20 protein-coding genes are annotated in these 21,491 nt (G+C 45.1%); 16 read left to right on the top strand and 4 right to left on the bottom strand.

What is annotated here, in order from left to right:
* The first annotated feature begins 134 nt into the window (after window positions 1–134).
* The 9 genes from recA (at window position 135) to pduL (ending at window position 9,480) form a co-directional block, all read left to right on the top strand.
* Window positions 135–1,184 carry a recombinase RecA gene (recA, locus tag AC787_RS31475; protein WP_054028920.1) on the top strand — a complete coding sequence of 350 codons (1,050 nt, stop codon included), beginning with the start codon at window positions 135–137 and terminating at the stop codon, window positions 1,182–1,184.
* 79 nt (window positions 1,185–1,263) lie between these two features.
* Window positions 1,264–1,968 carry a regulatory protein RecX gene (locus AC787_RS31470; protein ID WP_235561182.1) on the top strand — a complete coding sequence of 235 codons (705 nt, stop codon included), beginning with the start codon at window positions 1,264–1,266 and terminating at the stop codon, window positions 1,966–1,968.
* Window positions 1,969–2,149: 181 nt separating this feature from the next.
* Entirely contained in the window at window positions 2,150–3,694 is a 1,545-nt protein-coding gene (gene rny, locus AC787_RS31465) for a ribonuclease Y (RefSeq protein ID WP_054028919.1), read from the top strand.
* An 89-nt stretch (window positions 3,695–3,783) separates the two neighbouring features.
* Entirely contained in the window at window positions 3,784–4,578 is a 795-nt protein-coding gene (locus AC787_RS31460) for a TIGR00282 family metallophosphoesterase (RefSeq protein WP_054028918.1), read from the top strand.
* 136 nt (window positions 4,579–4,714) lie between these two features.
* The gene (locus AC787_RS31455) at window positions 4,715–4,975 is read left to right on the top strand and encodes a stage V sporulation protein S (protein ID WP_006036664.1); all 261 of its coding nucleotides are present in this window, start codon (window positions 4,715–4,717) and stop codon (window positions 4,973–4,975) included.
* A gap of 113 nt (window positions 4,976–5,088) precedes the next feature.
* The gene (locus AC787_RS31450) at window positions 5,089–6,030 is read left to right on the top strand and encodes a dipeptidase (RefSeq protein ID WP_054028917.1); all 942 of its coding nucleotides are present in this window, start codon (window positions 5,089–5,091) and stop codon (window positions 6,028–6,030) included.
* 183 nt (window positions 6,031–6,213) lie between these two features.
* Complete coding sequence (locus tag AC787_RS31445; RefSeq protein ID WP_054028916.1) at window positions 6,214–7,971, top strand: 2-oxoacid:acceptor oxidoreductase subunit alpha; 1,758 nt, start codon at window positions 6,214–6,216, stop codon at window positions 7,969–7,971.
* Window positions 7,949–8,815, top strand: a complete 867-nt coding sequence (locus AC787_RS31440) for a 2-oxoacid:ferredoxin oxidoreductase subunit beta (RefSeq protein WP_054028915.1) — start codon at window positions 7,949–7,951, stop codon at window positions 8,813–8,815. Before AC787_RS31445 ends, AC787_RS31440 begins: the two co-directional genes overlap by 23 nt.
* Before the next feature lie 89 nt (window positions 8,816–8,904).
* On the top strand, window positions 8,905–9,480 hold the full coding sequence (pduL, locus tag AC787_RS31435; RefSeq protein WP_054028914.1) for a phosphate propanoyltransferase: 576 nt from the start codon (window positions 8,905–8,907) through the stop codon (window positions 9,478–9,480).
* A 72-nt stretch (window positions 9,481–9,552) separates the two neighbouring features.
* On the opposite strand, the gene AC787_RS31430 is transcribed toward pduL, so the two are convergent.
* Window positions 9,553–11,046 (bottom strand): MDR family MFS transporter, encoded by a 1,494-nt coding sequence (locus AC787_RS31430; protein ID WP_054028913.1) that lies wholly within the window; start codon window positions 11,044–11,046, stop codon window positions 9,553–9,555.
* Between the two features lie 186 nt (window positions 11,047–11,232).
* Here AC787_RS31430 and AC787_RS31425 point away from each other — a divergent pair, with 186 nt between their 5' ends.
* From AC787_RS31425 to AC787_RS31400, 5 genes are all read left to right on the top strand, one after another.
* Window positions 11,233–11,841: a TetR/AcrR family transcriptional regulator gene (locus AC787_RS31425; protein ID WP_054028912.1), complete on the top strand. Its 609-nt coding sequence runs from the start codon at window positions 11,233–11,235 to the stop codon at window positions 11,839–11,841.
* Window positions 11,842–12,316: 475 nt separating this feature from the next.
* Entirely contained in the window at window positions 12,317–13,909 is a 1,593-nt protein-coding gene (miaB, locus tag AC787_RS31415; RefSeq protein ID WP_054028910.1) for a tRNA (N6-isopentenyl adenosine(37)-C2)-methylthiotransferase MiaB, read from the top strand.
* Between the two features lie 23 nt (window positions 13,910–13,932).
* On the top strand, window positions 13,933–14,427 hold the full coding sequence (locus AC787_RS31410; RefSeq protein ID WP_054028909.1) for a RicAFT regulatory complex protein RicA family protein: 495 nt from the start codon (window positions 13,933–13,935) through the stop codon (window positions 14,425–14,427).
* A 156-nt stretch (window positions 14,428–14,583) separates the two neighbouring features.
* Window positions 14,584–15,099, top strand: coding sequence for a sigma-70 family RNA polymerase sigma factor (locus tag AC787_RS31405; RefSeq protein WP_235561181.1), 516 nt, complete (start codon window positions 14,584–14,586; stop codon window positions 15,097–15,099).
* Window positions 15,083–16,171 carry an anti-sigma factor C-terminal domain-containing protein gene (locus tag AC787_RS31400; RefSeq protein WP_054028908.1) on the top strand — a complete coding sequence of 363 codons (1,089 nt, stop codon included), beginning with the start codon at window positions 15,083–15,085 and terminating at the stop codon, window positions 16,169–16,171. The genes AC787_RS31405 and AC787_RS31400 overlap by 17 nt, the downstream gene beginning before the upstream one ends.
* Before the next feature lie 104 nt (window positions 16,172–16,275).
* Here AC787_RS31400 and AC787_RS31395 read toward each other — a convergent pair whose 3' ends face one another.
* A complete protein-coding gene (locus AC787_RS31395) occupies window positions 16,276–16,890 on the bottom strand; it encodes a biotin transporter BioY (RefSeq protein ID WP_054028907.1) in 615 nt (204 codons plus the stop codon).
* Between the two features lie 122 nt (window positions 16,891–17,012).
* Between AC787_RS31395 and AC787_RS31390 the strand changes: the two genes are divergently transcribed.
* A complete protein-coding gene (locus AC787_RS31390; protein WP_054028906.1) occupies window positions 17,013–17,864 on the top strand; it encodes an ATP-binding cassette domain-containing protein in 852 nt (283 codons plus the stop codon).
* Entirely contained in the window at window positions 17,854–19,617 is a 1,764-nt protein-coding gene (locus AC787_RS31385) for an ATP-binding cassette domain-containing protein (protein ID WP_054028905.1), read from the top strand. Before AC787_RS31390 ends, AC787_RS31385 begins: the two co-directional genes overlap by 11 nt.
* Here the strand turns inward: AC787_RS31385 and AC787_RS31380 are convergent.
* Together AC787_RS31380 and AC787_RS31375 are read right to left on the bottom strand one after the other, a co-directional pair.
* A complete protein-coding gene (locus AC787_RS31380; protein ID WP_054028904.1) occupies window positions 19,597–20,190 on the bottom strand; it encodes a hypothetical protein in 594 nt (197 codons plus the stop codon). The genes AC787_RS31385 and AC787_RS31380 overlap by 21 nt on opposite strands.
* Window positions 20,187–21,398, bottom strand: a complete 1,212-nt coding sequence (locus tag AC787_RS31375) for an MFS transporter (protein WP_054028903.1) — start codon at window positions 21,396–21,398, stop codon at window positions 20,187–20,189. Before AC787_RS31375 ends, AC787_RS31380 begins: the two co-directional genes overlap by 4 nt.
* Window positions 21,399–21,491 lie beyond the last annotated feature (93 nt).

Raw genomic sequence — 21,491 nt, 5'->3', positions numbered from 1 at the left:
TACTTTGCTGCGGTTTTTTTATGTCCATTTAAGGGGGCGAAGCTAAAAGGCGAATGTATGTTCGAAAAAATGCTTGTCAACCTGCTAGAAAAAAGGTATCATAAAATTATAAATAAACGAAGGATGTGAGTTTCTTGTCGGATCGTCGCGCTGCACTAGAAATGGCTTTGCGTCAAATTGAGAAACAATTTGGTAAAGGCTCCATCATGAAATTGGGAGAATCCACACACATGCAGGTTGAGACCGTACCTAGCGGTTCACTTGCTCTAGATATTGCATTAGGAATAGGCGGCTTGCCGCGCGGACGTGTTATCGAAATATATGGACCGGAATCTTCCGGTAAAACGACAGTAGCGCTGCACGCGATTGCTGAGGTTCAGAAAATTGGTGGACAAGCTGCGTTTATCGATGCGGAGCATGCGCTTGATCCGCTTTATGCAAGCAAGCTTGGCGTAAATATTGATGAGCTATTGCTTTCGCAGCCTGACACGGGTGAGCAAGCTTTGGAAATCGCCGAAGCACTTGTAAGAAGCGGCGCCGTTGATATTATCGTTATTGACTCCGTTGCAGCACTAGTACCGAAAGCTGAAATTGAAGGCGACATGGGTGATTCTCACGTAGGTCTTCAAGCTCGTTTGATGTCTCAGGCTTTGAGAAAGCTATCGGGAGCAATCAGTAAATCCAAAACAATTGCAATCTTTATCAACCAATTGCGTGAGAAAGTAGGCGTCATGTTCGGTAACCCTGAGACAACGCCAGGCGGACGCGCTTTGAAATTCTACTCGAGCGTGCGTCTTGACGTACGTCGTATTGAGACACTGAAACAAGGCAATGACATGATTGGTAACCGTACTCGTATTAAGGTTGTTAAGAACAAGGTTGCTCCACCGTTCAAACAAGCAGAGGTGGACATCATGTACGGCGAAGGTATTTCCAGAGAAGGTACGCTTGTCGATATCGGTGTTGAGATGGATATCGTTCAGAAGAGCGGTGCATGGTTCTCTTACAATGGCGAGCGTCTGGGTCAAGGCCGTGAGAATGCGAAGCAATATTTGAAAGATCACAAGGATGTTGCTGAAGTCATTGAAAAGCAGATTCGCGATGCGAGCAACTTGTCAGCAGCAGCAACTCAGGCTAATTTCAAACCTGATGAAGACGATGAAGAGTTCGAAGATCTAGAATAAATTGACCGGTAATTATACGTGTTGATGCTTCGCCGTCCCGTTAGGGACGGCGAAGCTGTGTTTAGAGAGGATGTACGGTATGACCCAAAGCCATTCAAGAACAGAAGAAGAATGGATGATACTATCCGTTAAACAAGATAAAAAGGAACGGAAGTTATACCATCTCTTTGCTGAGTCAGATAAACCGATCCTGTCCGTACATGAAGATATATTGATCCGTTATCGACTGACAAAGGGACAACTTGTAACAGAAACTCAGACCGATGAAATACGAATGGAAGATGAACGTTACCGTGCGTATGTAATGGCTATCGCTTATTTGGGAGCAAGACCGCGAACGAGAAAGCAGATTGAGCAATATTTAAATCGTAAGTTTTTTGAATCAGACAATATTCAATATGCCCTTGACCGTTTAGAAAGGGAGCATATTGTGGATGATGAACAATACGCGCGCCAATTTGCGGTTAGCCGACTCAAAAACAGCTTAAAGGGTCGACGCTTTATCAAGCAGGAGCTTCAGCAGCGAGGCGTGTCGAAAATAGCCGCAGAAGAAGCAATTGGCTCATTAGACCAGAAAGTAGAATTAGCGTCTGCAAAGAAGGCTGCGGAGAAGAAATGGCGATCCTTAAAAGGCGAAACATTTGAGCGAAAACGTAAGCTTATGGGCTATTTAATGCGTAGAGGGTTTCCTGGAGATATCGTGAAAGAAGTGATAAAGTCGATCGATCTGGATGGGGAAGATGAATCATTCGAGGAAGATGATGGGCTTTTGCTTGACAATTGATTTTACGAAAAGATAAAATGAGGTTGTATTCCTTCATTATTGAATCAATTTTCCTTCCAAAAGTTGATTCAATACGATTATTTTCGTCAAATTAGTAAATGTTTAAACGGTTTGAAGCCGGTTGAAAACCTAATATCATCCCAAGCAGTGCCTTGGTGTATGCAGCAAGGAGGTGAACAAGATGCTAAATGAGGTCATTTGGATCTTGATCTGTCTCTTTGTTGGCGCAATTTTCTTTGGGATTGGTTATTTTATTCGAAAGTCGATTGCCGAGGCCAAAATTTCAAGTGCTGAGCAAGCTGCTATTGTAATCGTAGAAAATGCGAAAAAAGAAGCGGAAGCCCAGAAGAAAGAAACCGTGCTAGAGGCAAAAGATGAAGTCCACAAACTTCGTTCCGAAGCCGAGAGAGACATTCGTGAACGTCGCAACGAGGCTCAACGTCAGGAAAGACGTTTGCTCCAAAAAGAGGAGTCGCTGGATAAAAAGTTAGAAGCGCTAGAACGCAAAGAAGAAACTGTAGCCAACAAAGAAAAACGGATCGAAGAAACACAAGAGCAGATCGACTCCATTTACAAGCAACAGCTTAGTGAATTGGAACGTATATCGAGTCTGACAACGGAAGATGCGAAATCGATCATTTTATCCAATGTTGAACAGGAAGTACGACATGAGACAGCACAGATGATTAAAGAGATCGAGCAGCAAGCGAAAGAAGAGGCCGATAAGAAAGCCCGTGATATTATATCACTTGCTATTCAGCGCTGTGCGGCAGATCATGTGGCTGAGACGACGGTTTCCGTCGTAACGTTGCCTAATGAAGAGATGAAAGGCCGCATTATTGGGCGTGAAGGCCGTAATATCCGTGCTTTGGAAACATTGACTGGTATCGATCTTATTATCGACGATACACCGGAAGCGGTCATTTTATCTGGTTTCGACCCGATAAGACGCGAAATTGCCCGCACTTCTTTGGAGAAGCTTGTAGCTGACGGTCGTATCCATCCTGCCCGCATTGAAGAAATGGTTGAAAAATCTCGTAAAGAAGTGGATGAGCGAATCCGTGAATACGGTGAGCAAGCTACTTTCGAGGTTGGCGTTCATAGCTTGCATCCGGATTTAATCAAGATTTTAGGTCGATTGAAGTATCGGACAAGTTATGGTCAAAACGTGTTGAAGCACTCGATGGAGGTAGCTTACTTAACTGGTTTGATGGCAGCAGAGCTTGGCCAAGATGTTACGCTCGCAAGGCGTGCAGGCTTGCTGCATGATATCGGTAAAGCGCTAGACCACGAAGTTGAAGGCTCACACGTTGAGATCGGTGTTGAACTCGCTAAGAAATACAAGGAGCATCCTGTCGTTATTAACAGTATTGCCTCCCACCACGGTGATACGGAAGCAACTTCCGTTATCGCAATGCTCGTAGGCGCAGCAGATGCATTGTCCGCTGCACGCCCTGGAGCTCGTCGTGAAACGCTTGAAACGTATATCAAACGACTGGAGAAGCTTGAAGACATTTCCGAATCGTTTGAAGGCGTTGAAAAATCGTACGCGATCCAAGCTGGCCGCGAAGTGCGCGTCATGGTACAGCCAGAGAAAATCGATGATACGGAAGCATTCCGACTTGCTCGTGATATTACGAAAAAAATCGAGAGCGAACTTGATTATCCGGGACATATTAAAGTTACGGTTATCCGAGAAACACGCGCGGTTGAATATGCGAAGTAAGTCAACAAAAAAATATGAGCTTTTCAGAAAAGTGGCTGCTAGTTAGCCACTTTTCTGTTTGCAGGCGTACAAAAAAGGAAGTGTAATCAATGAATGTATTATTTATCGGCGATATCGTAGGCAATGTAGGGAGAAGCGCTTTAAAGCGGGTTCTGCCAGCTCTTAAAAGTAAATATAACCCTCATATTATTATTGCGAATGGCGAAAATGCGGCTGCTGGTCGAGGGATTACAGCAACAATTGCTAAGGAATTTTTCGAATGGGGAATCCATGGCATAACGATGGGCAACCATACGTGGGATAATAAAGATATTTTTGAATGGATTGATGACGAGCCTCGCCTAGTTCGCCCAGCGAATTATGCGGAAGGCGCGCCTGGCCAAGGCATGGCGTTTATCAAAGCTGGCGGAAAGCAACTTGCAATTATTAATTTGCAAGGTCGTACATTTTTACCGCCGATCGATTGTCCATTCCGCAAGGCTGATGAACTGATCGAAGAGGCGAAGGAGCAAACAAATAATATCCTCGTTGACTTTCATGCGGAAGCGACCTCAGAGAAGATCGCGATGGGATGGCATTTAGATGGCAGAGCTTCAATCGTGCTTGGCACGCATACACATGTACAAACAAATGATGATACGATCCTGCCAGGGGGCACTGCTTACATAACCGATGTAGGCATGGTTGGTCCTAAAGAAGGTGTACTCGGAATGGAAAGAACCGCAGTTTTGCATAAATTTATTACGCAGCTTCCCGTCCGTTTTGTAGTGGATGAAGGAAAGTGGCATTTGCATGCTATCTCCGTGCAGATTGACGATGCGACTGGACAAGCCCGGAAAATTGAGAAGATCCGTCTTACGGAAGATGAATGGCTTCTAATGTAATTTATTAATCTATCGAAAGTTCTGATAATTCAGAACAGTTCGAGAATATAGGAAATAAAAGCAGGAATTTTTTAAACTCCCTCGAATACTATTTAAAAGTGGAATCCATCCAACAGTCCAAGGGGAGGTTCTTTTTATGGATGTATTAAAAGTTTCAGCAAAGTCCAATCCAAATTCCGTTGCAGGTGCGCTAGCTGGCGTTCTTCGTGAACGTGGTGGTGCGGAGCTGCAAGCCATTGGTGCTGGTGCGTTAAATCAAGCGATCAAAGCAGTAGCGATTGCGCGTGGATTTGTCGCTCCCAGCGGGGTGGATTTAATTTGTATACCAGCTTTTACCGACATTGTTATCGATGGGGAGGATCGAACAGCAATCAAATTGATTGTTGAACCTCGGTAGCAAGTCCAAGCGGCGTTAACTCATAAGCCAATTGGATAAAAAACAATTGCTCGCCTGTTTACGTCGTAGACAGGTTTTTTTGCTGCGAATCTGACAAATGGTGAGGTGCGTCTATGAAAGTGGTCGATTTTCATTGTGATGTGCTCTGCAAACTGTTGATTGATGAAAATTTATATTTTCAAGGCAGTAAGCCTGGCATATTAGATGTTACATACGAACGTCTTAAGGCTGCAGGAACGGTTTTGCAAACTTTTGCGATCTATATTCCACAATCAATGAATGGACGATTAGAACCTATTTTGGAGAGCGTAGATCGATTTCACCAAATGGTATTAAGCTGCGAGGACATGGTTTGGGTGAGGACAGCTCAGGATCTGGATTCTTGCATCTCGGATGGGAAAATCGGGGCGTTATTGTCGCTTGAAGGCGTTGATGGTCTTCAAGGGCAAATGTCTTTGCTCCGGATCATGCATCAATTAGGCATACGTGCTGCCGGAATGACATGGAATCATGCCAATTGGGCTGCAGACGGCGCAATGGAGCTGCGCGGCGGAGGCTTGACCACAAAAGGAAGATTGCTAGTAGAAGAATGCAATAAATTGGATATACTAATAGATGTATCGCATTTGTCGGAGCGGGCGTTCTGGGATGTTGCTGAGCTTTCTCAGAGACCTATCCTAGCATCTCACTCTAATGCAAGAGCGATCTGTGAACACCCACGTAATTTGAGGGATGACCAAATTGAAAAAATCATTGCGATGCAAGGTGTAATTGGCGTTACTTTCGTGCCTTGGTTTGTATCGAACGCTGAAATAGTAGTCATTGATGATTTATTGCGTCATATTGAGCATATTTGTGAGCTGGGCGGGGAAACGCATATTATGCTCGGCTCTGATTTTGACGGAATTGACAGTTATATGAAACAATTAACGCATCCTGGCGAGCTAATAAATCTTCAAGAGGCACTTCTCAAAAGATATTCGGAGCACCAAACGGAACAGTTTATGTCTGGCAACGCGCTTCGTTTTCTTCGAAAAAATCTCCCATTTGCTTAAAATGAATTCGATCTATTTGCGGTATGGGATTGATCGAAACAAACTATGCTTCTTTTAAGCGTTTACATCTTGATTTTTATGTATACGCGCTTTAAACTTGTTGTGACTGTTATGATTTATACTATATAATTACTTGATGAAATAGAATATTTGCACGATGTAGACAAAGAGGAGTTGGGCATTTTGATTAGTCAATTGTCTTGGAAGATCGGGGGACAACAAGGAGAAGGCGTCGAGAGTACGGACAGGATCTTTTCCACGGCGCTTAACCGGTTAGGCTATTATTTATATGGATATCGTCATTTCTCCTCGCGAATCAAAGGTGGGCATACGAATAACAAAATTCGTATAAGCACGAAACCGATTCGCGCTATTTCGGATGATTTGGATATTTTGGTTGCGTTCGACCAAGAAAGCATTGATTTGAATGCTAAGGAACTACGCCTTGGCGGAGTTATCGTTGCAGATGCAAAGTTTAACCCAACTATACCTGAAGGTATTGATGCAAGACTTTTTGCTGTTCCTATTACGAAGATGGCTGAGGAGCTCGGCACATCTTTGATGAAAAATATGGTTGCCTCAGGAGCGTCTTGGGCACTTCTAGGACTTCCGCTTGAAGTATTTAATAAAGCGGTAGAAGAAGAGTTTGGACGCAAAGGCGCAGCTGTTGTTGAGAAAAATATTGAAGCGGTGAAAAGCGGCGCAGAATTTGTGCTAGAGCAGGCGGGCGGACCGCTTGATGAATTTAAGCTTGATGAGGCAGACGGGCAGCAAAAGCTGTTCATGATCGGCAATGAGGCGATTGGTCTTGGCTCTCTGGCAGCTGGTTGCCGCTTGATGGCGGCTTACCCGATCACGCCAGCTTCCGAGATTATGGAATATTTGATTAAGAAACTTCCGAAATTTGGAGGTACAGTAGTGCAAACGGAAGATGAAATTGCTGCAGTAACGATGGCTATTGGCGCTAACTATGCCGGCGTTCGCACAATGACAGCTTCTGCGGGCCCTGGACTCTCCCTAATGATGGAAGCCATTGGTCTTGCAGGCATGACAGAAACGCCGCTCGTAATCGTGAATACACAGCGTGGCGGTCCGTCGACTGGTCTACCTACGAAGCAAGAACAATCGGACTTGAACGCAATGGTTTACGGTACGCACGGAGAAATTCCAAAAATCGTAATTGCACCAGCATCGATTGAAGACTGCTTCTACGATACGATCGAATCATTTAATTTGGCTGAGGAATATCAAGTACCGGTCATTTTAATGACAGATTTGCAGTTGTCGCTCGGCAAACAATCTTGTGATCAGCTTGATTACAACAAAATAGAAATCAAACGCGGCAAGTTGGTCGAAAACGTGCCTGCACTTGAAGGCCATGATTTGTTTAAACGTTATGAGCTCACGGAAGATGGCGTCTCCCCTCGTGTATTGCCAGGCGAGAAGGGCGGCCTGCATCATGTGACAGGTGTAGAGCATGATGAGACGGGCCGTCCATCTGAGAATGCATTGAACCGTCAGAACATGATGGATAAACGTTTGAATAAGCTGAATGATATGTATATTCGTGAAGCTATCCGTGTAGACGCGCCACATGATACGCCTGATTTGCTTATTATCGGGATGGGTTCAACTGGCGGCACGATTGATGAGGCAAGAAGATTGCTCTCTCTAGATGGTGTGAAAACAAACCATATAACAGTTCGCCAAATTCATCCGTTCCCAACTAAACCTCTGCTTCCTTACTTGCAAAATGCGAAAAAAGTAATTGTCATCGAAAATAATGCAACCGGACAGCTAGCAGGACAAATTAAAATGCATGCTGGTTTTGCAGAAAAAATCGATAGCTTGCTTAAATACGACGGTAACCCATTTTTACCTTCCGACGTTCACAAAGCATGTAAGGAGTTGAGTTTAGATGGCAACGTTCAAAGAGTTTAGAAATAATGTAAAACCTAACTGGTGCCCAGGCTGTGGAGACTTTTCTATTCAAGCAGCGATTCAGCGCGCTGCAGCTAACGTGGGGCTAGAGCCTGAAAACTTAGCTGTTATATCTGGTATTGGATGTTCAGGTCGGATCTCTGGTTATATTAACGCTTACGGCTTCCATGGTATTCATGGTCGCGTGCTGCCTATCGCACAAGGTGTAAAGCTTGCTAATCGTGAACTTACCGTTATCGCTTCAGGCGGAGATGGAGACGGCTTCGCAATCGGTATGGGTCACACTGTCCATGCCATTCGTCGTAACCTGAACGTGACTTACATCGTAATGGATAACCAAATTTACGGCTTAACCAAAGGCCAAACTTCACCGCGCAGCGCAGAGGGCTTCAAAACGAAATCGACGCCAGAAGGCTCGATTGAGTCAACGCTTTCTCCGCTTGAAATCGCACTGTCTTCTGGTGCAACATTTATTGCTCAATCATTTTCCAGTGACTTGAAGCAGTTGACGAAATTAATTGAAGAGGGAATTAACCACGAAGGTTTCTCCTTGATTAACGTATTCAGCCCATGTGTTACATTTAACAAAATTAATACGTACGACTGGTTTAAGGAAAATATCGTGAATCTAGAACAATTCCCGGACTACGATCCAACTAACCGTGTACAGGCAATGAACAAAATCATGGAAACAAACGGAATGCTCACAGGACTTATCTATCAAAATAAAACGCGAAAAGCCTATGAAGATTTGATTACAGGCTTCAAGCCTGAGGCTTTAGCTAAGCAAAATATCAAAATCACCCCAGAAGAATTCGATAAGCTTGTTGCCGAATTTAAATAAGTGGTATGATAAGCATGCGCCTTTATGGCCGTATGCTTTTTCTTTCTACTCTGTGGAGAACAACAAATTTAGATCAGGAGTGTGACAACATGATACATAGAGGAGTACTTATCGGCGTATCTGCAAGACATATTCATTTATCACAGGAGCATGTTGAGATATTATTTGGGACGGGCTACGCTTTAACTGAAATGAAGCCATTGTCTCAGCCAGGACAATACGCAGCGAATGAAACGGTAGCGGTTGTTGGGCCCAAAGGAACATTTGCTAAAGTAAGAATTCTTGGACCTACTCGGAAAGAGACTCAGCTCGAAGTGTCGCGTACAGACGCATTTGCGTTAGGTGTTAATCCGCCAGTTCGGGAATCAGGAGATACAAAAGGTTCTGCGGGCATTAAGCTTCAAGGACCTGCTGGAGAGGTTACAATCGAAGAGGGCGTAATTGTAGCGGCTCGTCATATCCATTTCCATACAAGCGATGCTGAGCGATATGGCATCTCGGACAAGCAGTCGCTGCGGGTTCGTTTCGCTGGCGAGCGCGGTGTCGTATTTGAAAATGTTGTCGCGCGTGTGTCAGAGCAATTTGCACTCGATATGCATATCGATACAGATGAAGCAAATGCAGCAGGCGTAAAAAATGGAGATATGGCTGAAATCATAGATTAGACAATATAAAAACAGCTTCCTGATCGTCTCAGACGACCTGGAAGCTGTTTTTTTTGCTTGGAAGAACTTTAATTAATGTCCCATCATCATGGATACTTCAGGCTTATCCTCTGGACTTGTGCCATGCTCTTGCTTCGGTCTGCGAAGCAGGAATGCAGTGAGGGCGCCTACGATTGAAATCGAAGCCAGGATGAAGAACGTATCTCCATAGGAGGAGTACACTACATTTGGTCCTGGGGCAGTTACACTGTAATGCTCCACTCTACTAGCGAGAATCGTCGACAAACCAGCGATTGCGAAGGAGGTCATGACCTGCTGTGCAGCTGCGGTTAGCGAGGTTACACGGCTTACGAGCTCCTTAGGAGCGGACTGCATAATATGTGTGTTAAGCGGCATCATCGACAAACCCATACCTGCGCCGAGCATAGCAATCGGAATCATAAGTGTGAGAAGAGTCGTGTCCGCAGAAAGTTGGCTTAGAATGAAGCCTGCAATCGTCACGATAGATAAACCGGCAATAACAATAGGACGAGCTCCGAAACGGTCAAACAGCTTGCCGCCAATAGGCATGAAAATACCTGCTGCTAGAGCTTGCGGTAGCAAAATAAGTCCTGTGTCAAAAGCGGAGTAACCTTTTGCGATTTGCAAGAAAATCGGAATCAAGAATAAAGTTCCGAATAATGCGATTTGAACAATCCACTGCAAGATGATGCCGCGTGTGAAATTGCTTGATTTAAAGACGCGAAGCTCAAGCAATGGTTCTTTGCGCTTCAGTTCAATGATGATGAAAATAATAAGCGAAATACCGCCTACAATCATACCGATCAAAGCTTCAGGAGAGGTCCAGCCGCTGCCTGCGCCGCCTTCTCCGCCTCCAGCTGAGCTTACGCCGTAAGCTAGACTGGCAAACGCAAGAGGGGCGAAAATCATACCTAAAAAGTCTAGGGAAGGAACGTGTTTGCGCTCAATCTTAGGTAAAGTGCGAAGTCCAACGATAACTGCAACGACACCAATCGGAAGATTGATAATAAATATCCAGTGCCACGATACATAATCAACGAGCCAGCCTGCCACTACAGGGCCAAGAGCTGGAGCTAGCAGCATTGGAATACCGATCATACCCATAACTGCTCCTTGTTTGCCAGGAGGGCTAAGCCTAAAGGTAAAGGCCATTGCGATTGGAGCAACCATACCGCCGCCGAGACCTTGAATGATACGGAATACGATTAGCTGTTCAGCTGTAGTAGCTAGTGCACAAAGACCGGAACCAATCGTAAACATAATGATTGAAAACAAGAAGACCTGTTTGGCGCCGAAACGATCGGACATCCATCCAGCAAGCGGTATAACAGCAGCCTGTGCAAGTGCGTATCCGGTAATGGTCCACTGAACAAGAGACATCGAGCTTTTGAAGTCTGCCATTAATCCCGGCATGGCGACATTCATTGCTGTACCGTCCAAAATAACCATAAACATACCGACAATGATGGCGATTAGCGGTGCGATAATATTACGCATTGACATCGGATCACCGACAGGTGCTGCTTTTTTTGAAGCTGAAGCCATTTTATTTCCTCCTATCCGTATATGTGGGTCTATTCTATCTATTGTTGACCTGTGTGTGGCAGCAGGCTACAATGAAAGATGACCGCATCTATGAGCGGACAATTGTCCGCACTACTGAATAATAAAGACGAATGGGGCAAATGTCAATCGTTTCATTTGTAAACGCGGAAAAAGGAGATAGGCACGATGACTGCACCTGAAAATGGCAGAACGAAACAAGCGCTCAGCAAAGCGATTTTGCATACGGCTAATCACTTGTTTACGGAGCATGGGGTAGAATCGGTCAGTATGCACCAAATCGCCAAATCGGTCGGTATTGGACAAGGCACCCTATACCGGAGGTATTCAAATAAAGGCGATTTGTGCATGGATATGATGAAAGAGAACTTTGAAATTTTCATCAATGAGATCGACGGGTATTTGGCAGAAGCGGCTATGCTGTCCGTACATGAGCGATTGAGCGAAGTAATGCGCAAAATTATTGAGTTTATCGATAAGGAATCGAAATGGCTTGGCGTGATGCAATCCTTTAACAAAATCGAACATGAACATCATAAGGGTGATTTTTTTCAATCTCCGCCTTATCTTTATTTGCATAATGTGCTGCGCAGCTTATTAAAAGAAGCAATGGAGAAAGAGCAGATTGAGCCCCTTGACCCGTGTTATGCTGCTCATTCGTTTATATCGATACAATCCCCACACACGTTTAGACAATTGCGGTATGTGATGGGCTACTCTTGTGAGGAAATTCAGGACCGTTTTTGTAAGACCTTTATTGACCCATTATTTCGATAGTTGATTAGCCTATAAAAAGGAGGACAGCGAATTCGCTGTCCTCTTTTTTTAGCTTATGTATGAAACTATGGCTGATGCGCATGACCTCTACATTGCACTTTGTACAATAGAATCCTTCTTTGAAGTTGGAACACAAAGCTACGTTGTAGTTAATACAGCAGAAAGCTCTCTTTTCGACTGGATTGTCTTACTATTGAGGAATTCTAGTGTATTTCTGCAATACAGCCCTGCTTTTCGAGTGTCATGTCAGGTTTCTATTGTAGTTTCTGCAACGCAGGGGGAAAAGCTTCTAATCTACTATTCACATTACGGTATTATCTATAGCGATTGGAGTACTCATAATTTGTACGGCGAGCTTTTTTGATTTGCTTGTGATGGATTAGGCGAGGCCGTTATGATATAATTTCTAATTGATATGTTCAAATGAATAAAAATAATTATTTATGGAAATTGCAGATAAAGGAAGTGAATCCCTATGACGAAGGAGACCAAAAGCACACCAGACTTAAAATCTGGCACGGGTGTTAAGGACTACTCCAAGTATTTCGATTTTTCGGATGCGAAGATTTTACGTGAAGAAGATGGCATGACTACGGTTCGCATTAAAGGTCGGAATATACAAATCAACTCTGCTCCCAATCACAAGGATGAGAAGAAGCGGGGCAAAGAGGATATCGAAGTGCATTATGACTTTGCGATTCCTGCTGAGCTTCGATCGATGGGCATAGGCAAGTTTTATTTAATCCAAACGTATGGCTGCCAAATGAACGAGCATGACACAGAAGTAATGAAGGGCATGTTCGAAGAAATGGGTTATACGGCTACAGAGGATCGAAATCTTGCTGATGTCATCTTGCTTAATACATGTGCCATTCGTGAGAATGCCGAAGATAAAGTATTTGGCGAGCTTGGGCATCTGAAAGCACTGAAGACGGAAAAGCCGGATTTGCTGCTAGGTGTTTGCGGCTGCATGTCGCAGGAGGAGTCGGTTGTCGGACGTATTTTGCAAAAGCATTCTTTTGTAGATATGATCTTTGGTACGCATAACATTCATAGACTTCCCTATTTGCTGCAAAATGCTTATTTCAGTAAAGAGCTGGTCGTTGAGGTATGGTCCAAGGAAGGCGATATTATCGAAAATATGCCTAAGAAACGCGAAGGAATGCGTGCTTGGGTTAATATTATGTACGGCTGCGATAAGTTTTGTACGTATTGCATCGTACCATATACGCGCGGCAAGGAGCGCAGCAGACGTCCTGAGGATGTAATTGCTGAAGTACGCGAATTGGCTAGACGAGGCTTTAAGGAAATAACATTGCTTGGACAGAATGTTAACGCTTATGGCAAGGACTTTGAGGACATCAGCTATCGTTTTGGCGATCTGATGCATGATATGTCCAAAATTGATATTCCACGTATCCGGTTTATGACGAGCCATCCGCGTGATTTTGACGATCATTTGATTGAGGTGCTCGGAACAGGCGGCAATCTAGTCGAGCATATTCATTTGCCAGTACAGTCCGGCAGTACCGAAATATTGAAACGAATGAGCCGTAAGTATACGCGCGAGATGTATCTGGAGCTGGTTGCGAAAATTAAAAAAGCGATTCCAAACGCGATGCTGACTTCGGATATTATCGTTGGTTTCCCTGGCGAGACAGACGAGCAGTTCGAAGATACGATGACGCTTGTGAAAGAAGTCGGCTTTGATTCAGCTTATACTTTCCTTTATTCACCACGTGAGGGTACGCCTGCAGCTAGTATGGAAGATAATGTTCCGCTAGAGGTGAAGAAGGCTCGTCTACAGCGTCTAAATGCACAGCTTGCTGTAAATGCGAGAGAAAAGAATGAACAGCTTCGAGGTCAAATTGTCGAGGTGCTCATTGAAGGTGAAAGCAAAAATAATGCTAATGTCCTTTCGGGTCGGACGCGCACGAATAAATTAGTTCATTTGGTAGGCCCTAAGGAATGGGTTGGCCAGTTTATTATGGCGAAGGTAACCGAAGCTCAAACTTGGTATATCAAAGCCGAAAGTATAGAACAGGATGCACAAGAAGCCGTTAGCTAACGGTAAAACAGGAGAGATGACAAATGGCAGAGCAGCATACAGCAGATAATCAAGCAGCGCAATGTGACCATGATCATGAGCATGGAGAAGGCTGTGGAATACCGAGTTTCCATACGCGTGATCTCATCGTTCGCGAAGATATTTCGCAAAAAGCAAAAGAATTAGCGAATCTAATCTTTACTTCAGAGGAAGTACAGCACTACCGCCGCGCAGAACTGCAAATAAACGGCAATGAGCGCATACAGCAGCTTATTACGAAAATTAAGAAAAAACAAAAGGAAGTTGTTGCATTCGAAACAACTTTCAAAAACGCAGACATGGTTAAAAAAATCGAAGGCGAAATGGAAGAGCTGCAGGACGAGCTTGATGGCATTCCAATCGTATCCGAGTTTCAACAAAGTCAAAGCGACATCAATTATTTACTTCAGCTCGTTATTTCTATCATTCGTGATACGGTATCCGAGAAAATCAACGTTGAGAATGCGTCGGAGCCAGCACCTGAAGAGTGCAGTGACTAAATAAAGACAAGCGTTATAAGCCGTATGTTATGCAGCTCTTTTTGGAGCGCAGCGCATACGGCTTTATTATTTTATACATATGAAATGTAACTTTTTCCAATCTCATACGTGTATAGGGCAACAAGCTGCTGGAATACAGTTCGGCGAAGGTGGGAGGTGGCAGAGCCGAATAATATAGATGAGCTGTATATGCTTTATATGAAGGATGTATATCGTTATTTAATGTTCCTCTGCCAAGACAGCTATACAGCTGAAGATATCGTCCAAGAAACGTTCTATCGTGCGTATTTATATTTGGACAGCTATAAGGGCGAAAAGGTAAAACCTTGGCTATTCCGAGTTGCTCATCATGCTCTTATCGATTATAAACGTAAGGAAAATCGAGCTAAGCCGCGAGACTCAGCTTTTTTTGGAGCAATTGCTGATCACGTGACACCAGAAATACTAATGATTAGGGCAGAGCAGCTAAGTGAGGTTGGGCAAGCGGTTGCGATGTTGCCTGACAAGCATAAGCAAGCGTGGTTGCTGCATGACTACCATGAGCTATCCTATCAAGAAGCAGCGGATATCATGGGAATCGGGTTGTCGTATTACAAGGTACTGTTGTTTCGGGCGAGGCAAACGCTTCGTCAGCAGCTAGCAGAGGAGGTCGAGCATGAAGGATCACTTTAAACAGCAATTACAGGATTATGAGGATGGCAAGTTATCTGCGGAGGAGCGGGCAGCGTTAGAGCAAGAAATAGCAAAACTAGAGGCATATCAGGAGTATTTGGATGAGGCGTTGCAGGACGGCAGTCCTCAGCCAAAGCCAGAAGCAGGGCAAAGAATGCAGCTTAATCCCAAAAGAGTAAAGCAGCTAATGAAGAAGGGTAAGCGGCGAGTGGGTTACTGGAGCGTGGGAACGGTATTTGGGCTGCTCTTGCTTTTGTCGATGTTAAATTCCGTGTTCACCTCGTTATTTTATCAAACAGGCGAACCGATGCGTCATGACATTTATAGTGATGTCATAAGGTCAGCGGTTGCAGTAACCAGACCAAATATCGAGGTGTCGTTAACGAGTAAACCAGAAAATATTTTAGGTTACAAATTTTATGGCGATACACACAAACAGATTGGCAGCCAAAATGAAATTATAGGGACCTATTCGCAAACGTTACGGTTTAATCAGAGGATAGGCTCTGTAATCGATACGTATAGAGTGAAGCAAAATCAATTGAACGTATTTTTCTATTTGCCGGAAGCAACTGATCCAGATACCAGCAGCTCAGAATGGTCAAGGTTAGAGAAGCTCCCCGAGGGGACGGTTGCTGAGATGTATGTGTCGCTGGATCAGTACTATAAGCCGGATCAAATAGAGAGTCTGTTAGGCGGAATTCAGATGAAGTTGCTCTGGAATGCAGTAGATACTGGTCATCTTGAATTTGGAATCGATACGCCTATTGTCATGGAACCGATTGGTTATCCAGAATCTCCCTTGTATCATCATGAGAACAATCAATTAACTACTGATGGTATTATCGATACGTTTGAGCTTTTACTTAAATATAAATCAATCACACGATCTATCGTATCCACAAAAAAGATAAGCGAAGCATTAGCGTATGTCCAAGAAGAAGGCATTCGTATTTATGGCGTTGTAATTACGGGACCAACAAAGGAACTACTTAAATTACGCGAAGCTCCATTCGTCAAACATGTTAAGCTGGGCGAGGTGCGTTTGTGGAATTGGACGGAGGGGCAATAAACGAGGCATTTCAAATCTTTTGGGATTAAAATCAAAAACCGCTACATTCCGATTCAAGATGCATAGTCGGATATAGCGGTTTTTTGTTTGCACAGAAATGAGGTTTACACGTTAAATGTCGTTTTCTCTTCGCTGCTTCTTGCGGTTGACGAGCGTATGTGGACAATGTAAGGTGTTAAAGAGGTGGCTAGAATGGCGCCTGCCAATGATTTTAACGCATCACCGATGATGAACGGATAGAAGCCGATTGTCATTGCTTTCTGAAAGGTAAAATCCAGAGAGTTCATGAGCCAAGGTATGCCTGGAATGTATGTGGTGATGGAGCTAAATAGCTCGAAAATGATGAAAAAAACGATAAAAGCAAATGCTTTATTTCCTTTGGAGCTATCGCTGCGAAGAAATCCGCCAACCGCTAGGCTAACTAATAGCGCACAGAACGGGAAGGCAAATATAAAGCCGCCAGTAGGTCCTGTAAGATGTGGGATTCCGCCTTGACCGCTGAATAAAGGTAAGCCGATAGCGGCAAGCAAAATGACGATGAATATGCTGAGGAAGGCGTTGCGCGGTGTCAGAAAGAGACCCGCTAATCCAACAGCTAAGGTTTGAAGGGTAATTGGGACGAATGAGCCTCCGAACTTAATCGTCAAAGAGCTCATGACGATAAATAAAGCTGCGAATAAAGCAATAAAGACGAGTGAGCGAATATTACTGGTTTGCATAATGTTGATGGTCTCCTTTATGTACTTGCGATTATATTGTTAACCATTTATATTTAATATAGGTTAACAAATCGAATTGTAGCATAGCTTATCGTTTTCGGGAAGAGGTTGGGTGAAATTTTTTGAAACAGAGCAATCAAGTGGAATTGAAGCATATTACCGTTACGCCACCTACGCTTGGTGAAGTTCAAAAACGGGAAGCTATAATAAAAGATGTATCTCTTGTTATACATGAAGGGGAATGGATTTCACTGCTTGGCTGCAATGGAAGCGGGAAAAGTACAGTTGCAAAAGTGGCAGCTGGTTTTCGCGTAGCGGGTATTAGCGGACAGGTGCTAAGAAATAGTAAGACCGCTGCAAAGGGGAAACCAATCCCGATTGTCATGCAGCAGCCAGAGGCAGCGATGATTGGAGCAACGCCGTTAGAGGATATTGTTGTTATGCTTGAGCAAAATGAGCAAGAGGCTGCCAATATTCGATTTGAAGCGGAGTACGCGCTGCAAAGAGTAGGCATGGGTGAGAGGGTGCATCAACCGATTTTAACCTTATCTGGCGGACAGAAGCAGCTCGTTGCGATAGCTGGTTGCTTGGCATTGAAAGCTCCGATGCTTGTGCTTGATGAGGTAACCGCGATGCTGGACCCTGAAGCAGCAAGCACTGTTCTAGCACAAGCAAGAAGTCTACATCAATCAGGCATTACGGTCATGTGGATTACGCAGAAGCTGGAGGAGTTGCAAGAGGGTGATCGAATCATTGCAATGGATGCCGGCTCTATCGTATATGATGGCGGAGTAGAAGCATGGTTTGCAAGAACTGCTGCAGGAGCAAAGGATAGTTTTTGTGAGCAGCTTGGTTTGGAGGCGCCTTATTGTGCACAGGTCGCTTGGGAGCTGGAGGAGCAAGGTGTGAAGCTTCTGCCTTTTCCGTTTACTGCAAAAATGTTGGCAGAGGCGGTGAAGCGATATGCACGCTGATTGGAAGTTAAATGGTGTATGTGTTACTGCGGAGAACGCCAATGATAAACAACTGCTGAAAGATGTACATATGACCTTCAAAGCAGGGGAAATTACACTCTTAATCGGACGAAATGGTGCTGGGAAGTCAACGCTGCTCGAGACGATGGCTGGCATACGAACGATTCAAAGCGGAGTGATTGCGCTAGGGGAAGACCACCTATGGATAGAGAAAACACGGCGCCGCAGCCGGCTAAATCCAGAAGTTGTGAATAGGCTAGGCATTTCCATGCAAAGCGCTGAATCACAGTGGTTTGCATCTTCCGTTCGGGAGGAAATGTTTTATTCTCTTAAGCCATATGGACTGGATTCTGTAAGTACAGAGGAGAGAATTGCAGATGCGCTTGCAAAGGTAGGACTGCCAGCGGAGCTGCTGGAGCGTGATCCATGGACGCTCAGCGGTGGTCAGCAGCGACGGCTGTCACTCGCCTGCTTGCTGGCGTGTGAGCCGGATTGGCTGCTGCTGGATGAGCCGACGGCGGGGCTCGACGCCGGCGGTATCCGCCGCTTGTGCGCGGTGCTTGAAGCGCACAGGGCGGCGGGGCGCGGAGCTGTCGTGGCAACGCACGACCTCGACGCGCTGCTGCCGCTGGCGGACGCGGTCGCCGTGGTAAGCGGCGGCACGGTCCGCGCAGCGGCAAAGGAGGCGGCGATTGCGCATGCCGCCTCTGCGCCGCAGGCGCTGCGCGCGCTGGATGCGCTGCGCGAGGAGGCGGCTATGCCGCTGGAACAGCTCATCCAGCACATGGATGAGGCGCCGTGGCCAACGCCGAAAGAGCTTGCTTCGGCGCTTGTATTGGAGTTAGCGAGTCGAGCAAACGAGAAAACTGCTCCACTGGCTGACGAGAATAGCTTAGCTGAAATCAGCTCAGGTACGATTCATAGCAAGCCAAGCATACAGCGAGCAGTAGAACAAGAACAAACAGCGGAAGTGAGGACAGAGGCATCTCAGAAAGGAGCCGCCAAAGAATCTGTGCTGCTGCGCTCAGATTCTTTTGACCCTCGAGCGATTGTTCTCGTATATTTATTTCTTTCTGCAAGCATCTTTGCACAAAAAACAGCACTAGAGCTAACGTTCGCTACATTGTTAACGGTTCTGCTGTTAATCCCTTTTCGTACACTCATTTGGCCATGGCGAAGAGTCATTCGCGCGTATGTCATCATGATTATCATTTTTTGTGTAATAGCTGGTATCGGCGTTTCACCGCTTTCCTTTGATTTGAACAAGGTTTGGCCGATAGCGATTAGACTGGGCAAGCTTTTACTGATTATGATTTTAGGTTTGCCAATGCTTAAGCTGATGACGCCGTTAAGACTGCAGCGGTCGATCGAGCAAACGCTTGGCTCTCTAGAGAGGCTTAAGGTGCCGATCCATTCATTTGCAATCATCATTACACTTATTTTTCGGTTTATTCCATTGCTAACAGGAGAGTGGGAGAGGTTTGCGAAGCTGGCTCATGCGAGAGGGAAGGCGGTCACGCCTCTAAAAACGGTACCGATCAAAAGGCTGCTTCCGATTCTTATTCCCTATGTACGTTCGATTCTTCGTCTAGCGGAGCAAATGGCGGATGCACTTGAAGCACGTGGCTTTGGTTATTCGAAGCGAAAGCCAACCTACAGCTTTCGGCTTCGCTTCGGACGAGCAGATGCACGTCTAATGAGCATTGCAGCAGCAACTGGCATACTACTTTATTTAGCGGCTATGTTGTTCTAAGAGCGGGAGAACCTGCGAAATCCAAAGTCCTTCATCATCAGCAAGCAGCGTTTGCCATCCGTGCAAAGCTGCTTGTTTCGTATTTTTATGATGATCATCAACAAATAAAACATAGCATTCAGACGGTAAATGTTCAGTTACTTTATCAAAAATAGCCGGATGAGGTTTTTGTAAAGCTGACTCGCTGGAGATCGTAATACTTTTCAAATAAGGTTTGATGGGCGTAATAATAGGCTCAACCCATGCAGGTAAATGATTGCTCAACACATGAATATCCGCGACAGCACTCCATCTACTCATTTCATCAAGGGCAGGCAGCGGCTGCAGGCATCTATCGATGTAGCTTCTGGCTTGCGTAATATCTAGGGATGGCGTGTACGCAACAACCCAATTCCAAAACTGCTCTTCCGTCATTTGCCCTGTCCATAAACGTTCGCTTATTTGCTGCTTATATTCTGAGTACAGTGCTTCTTCAGAAAGGATCGCTTCAGCGGCTAGCAGCTGCCATAAGAGCGGGGACAGGTTCGTCGCGAGCACGCCACCGATATCAAGTACGAGCTGTGGCTTTATCATCCGCTCACCTCCTCTGCACGTTCCATGCGAGTTGTTACCTTAGCTTTCCGATCTGACTTCGCCCACACGACTACAAGTGCAAATGCCAAAGCACCAAGCAGTGAGCCAAATAGGAATCCGCCGTTTAAGCCCCAGCTCTCATTTAACCATCCAGCTAGGAAAGGACCTGAGAACATTCCAATGGCATATAAGGCTTGATACAATCCCATTGCTGTGGCGCGGCCAGGAAGCTCTACATCACGAATAGCAAGTCCAAGCAAAAGCGGCATATGTAAGCCTTGTGCAAAACCATTGATGGCTTGCGTTGCGACAAGTACGCCAAAAGAATCAGCAAACACCATTGCGCCTGTGCAGATCATACTCAGAATAAAGCCAGCGCCAATCGTACCCCAGTAACCAAATTTTGGAGTAAACCACCTCGCAGTAACGAGTGAGGCAAAGGCATGAGGGAGCATGAAAGCAAATACGAGCAAGGTGAGTTTCAAACCGTCTGCACCCATTTCTTGTGCTTTAAGCGGTGTAAAACCGAACATCGTAATAAAAAGAATCCCATGAGCAAGGATCGAAAGCAAAGAAACCTGCAGTAATGTTTTTGTTCGGACAACATTTTTAATCATGGCAAACGACATTCCCGGCTGTTCTTTCTGCTCCGAACGAGGTTCTTTAATCATAAAAGCAAGCAATAGACCAAGGACAGCGATGACAGCGCCTACTATAAAGGGAGCATTTGCGCTAAAGCCATCAGTAAGCCATCCGCTAAACAGCATACCAATCATTTGTCCGGATACCGTCATCACGCTAATATTGCCCATCGCACGACCTGTCTGCCCAGCTCCAAAATAGCTGGCGTAAAGTACGGTGAATGCCACCCAAGTAGATGCGCAAACACCTGCCATAAGTCTGCCAGCAAGCGGCCAAACCCATGAATCGGGAATGAGGAATAGCAAGCAGCTAATGCCAGCTGTCAGCATGCCTAGAAGGATGAACGGCTTGCGCTTGCCGAAACGATCTGATAGAATGCCGAGCGGGAATCTCACGAACATTTGTACGAAGCCATAGCTTCCAAGCACGATACCGATAAAAGGTAAGGATAGTCCGCGATCACTAAGGTAAGGTGAGAGCGTAGGGACGTATACATACATTGATGTCCAATATAAAATGGTTATAGTAGTAAAAAGCAATCTTTGTGCTCCAGAGATTTGATTCATTGTAGTGGAAGCCCCCCTCGCTATCACTTTATCGTATGTCTGGTTCGGTTGTCACTTCCTATTTTCAGCGCTTAAATGAAAACTTTCTACATT

The sequence above is a fragment of the Bacillus sp. FJAT-28004 genome (assembly GCF_001280845.1).
Lineage (GTDB): Bacteria > Bacillota > Bacilli > Paenibacillales > Paenibacillaceae > Pristimantibacillus.
The sequence above is the reverse complement of the archived record's forward strand: the minus strand, read 5'-3'. Positions and strand labels throughout refer to the sequence as shown.

Bases quoted from the DNA above. Each gene is read 5' to 3' on its own strand.
- AC787_RS31450 (WP_054028917.1), top strand. From the start codon at position 5,089: ATGAAAGTGGTCGATTTTCATTGTGATGTGCTCTGCAAACTGTTGATT.
- rny (WP_054028919.1), top strand. From the start codon at position 2,150: ATGCTAAATGAGGTCATTTGGATCTTGATCTGTCTCTTTGTTGGCGCA.
- AC787_RS31385 (WP_054028905.1), top strand. From the start codon at position 17,854: ATGCACGCTGATTGGAAGTTAAATGGTGTATGTGTTACTGCGGAGAAC.
- AC787_RS31455 (WP_006036664.1), top strand. From the start codon at position 4,715: ATGGATGTATTAAAAGTTTCAGCAAAGTCCAATCCAAATTCCGTTGCA.
- AC787_RS31460 (WP_054028918.1), top strand. From the start codon at position 3,784: ATGAATGTATTATTTATCGGCGATATCGTAGGCAATGTAGGGAGAAGC.
- miaB (WP_054028910.1), top strand. From the start codon at position 12,317: ATGACGAAGGAGACCAAAAGCACACCAGACTTAAAATCTGGCACGGGT.
- AC787_RS31425 (WP_054028912.1), top strand. From the start codon at position 11,233: ATGACTGCACCTGAAAATGGCAGAACGAAACAAGCGCTCAGCAAAGCG.
- AC787_RS31395 (WP_054028907.1), bottom strand. From the start codon at position 16,890: ATGCAAACCAGTAATATTCGCTCACTCGTCTTTATTGCTTTATTCGCA.
- AC787_RS31440 (WP_054028915.1), top strand. From the start codon at position 7,949: ATGGCAACGTTCAAAGAGTTTAGAAATAATGTAAAACCTAACTGGTGC.
- AC787_RS31470 (WP_235561182.1), top strand. From the start codon at position 1,264: ATGACCCAAAGCCATTCAAGAACAGAAGAAGAATGGATGATACTATCC.
- AC787_RS31400 (WP_054028908.1), top strand. From the start codon at position 15,083: ATGAAGGATCACTTTAAACAGCAATTACAGGATTATGAGGATGGCAAG.
- AC787_RS31410 (WP_054028909.1), top strand. From the start codon at position 13,933: ATGGCAGAGCAGCATACAGCAGATAATCAAGCAGCGCAATGTGACCAT.
- pduL (WP_054028914.1), top strand. From the start codon at position 8,905: ATGATACATAGAGGAGTACTTATCGGCGTATCTGCAAGACATATTCAT.
- AC787_RS31380 (WP_054028904.1), bottom strand. From the start codon at position 20,190: ATGATAAAGCCACAGCTCGTACTTGATATCGGTGGCGTGCTCGCGACG.
- AC787_RS31375 (WP_054028903.1), bottom strand. From the start codon at position 21,398: ATGAATCAAATCTCTGGAGCACAAAGATTGCTTTTTACTACTATAACC.
- AC787_RS31430 (WP_054028913.1), bottom strand. From the start codon at position 11,046: ATGGCTTCAGCTTCAAAAAAAGCAGCACCTGTCGGTGATCCGATGTCA.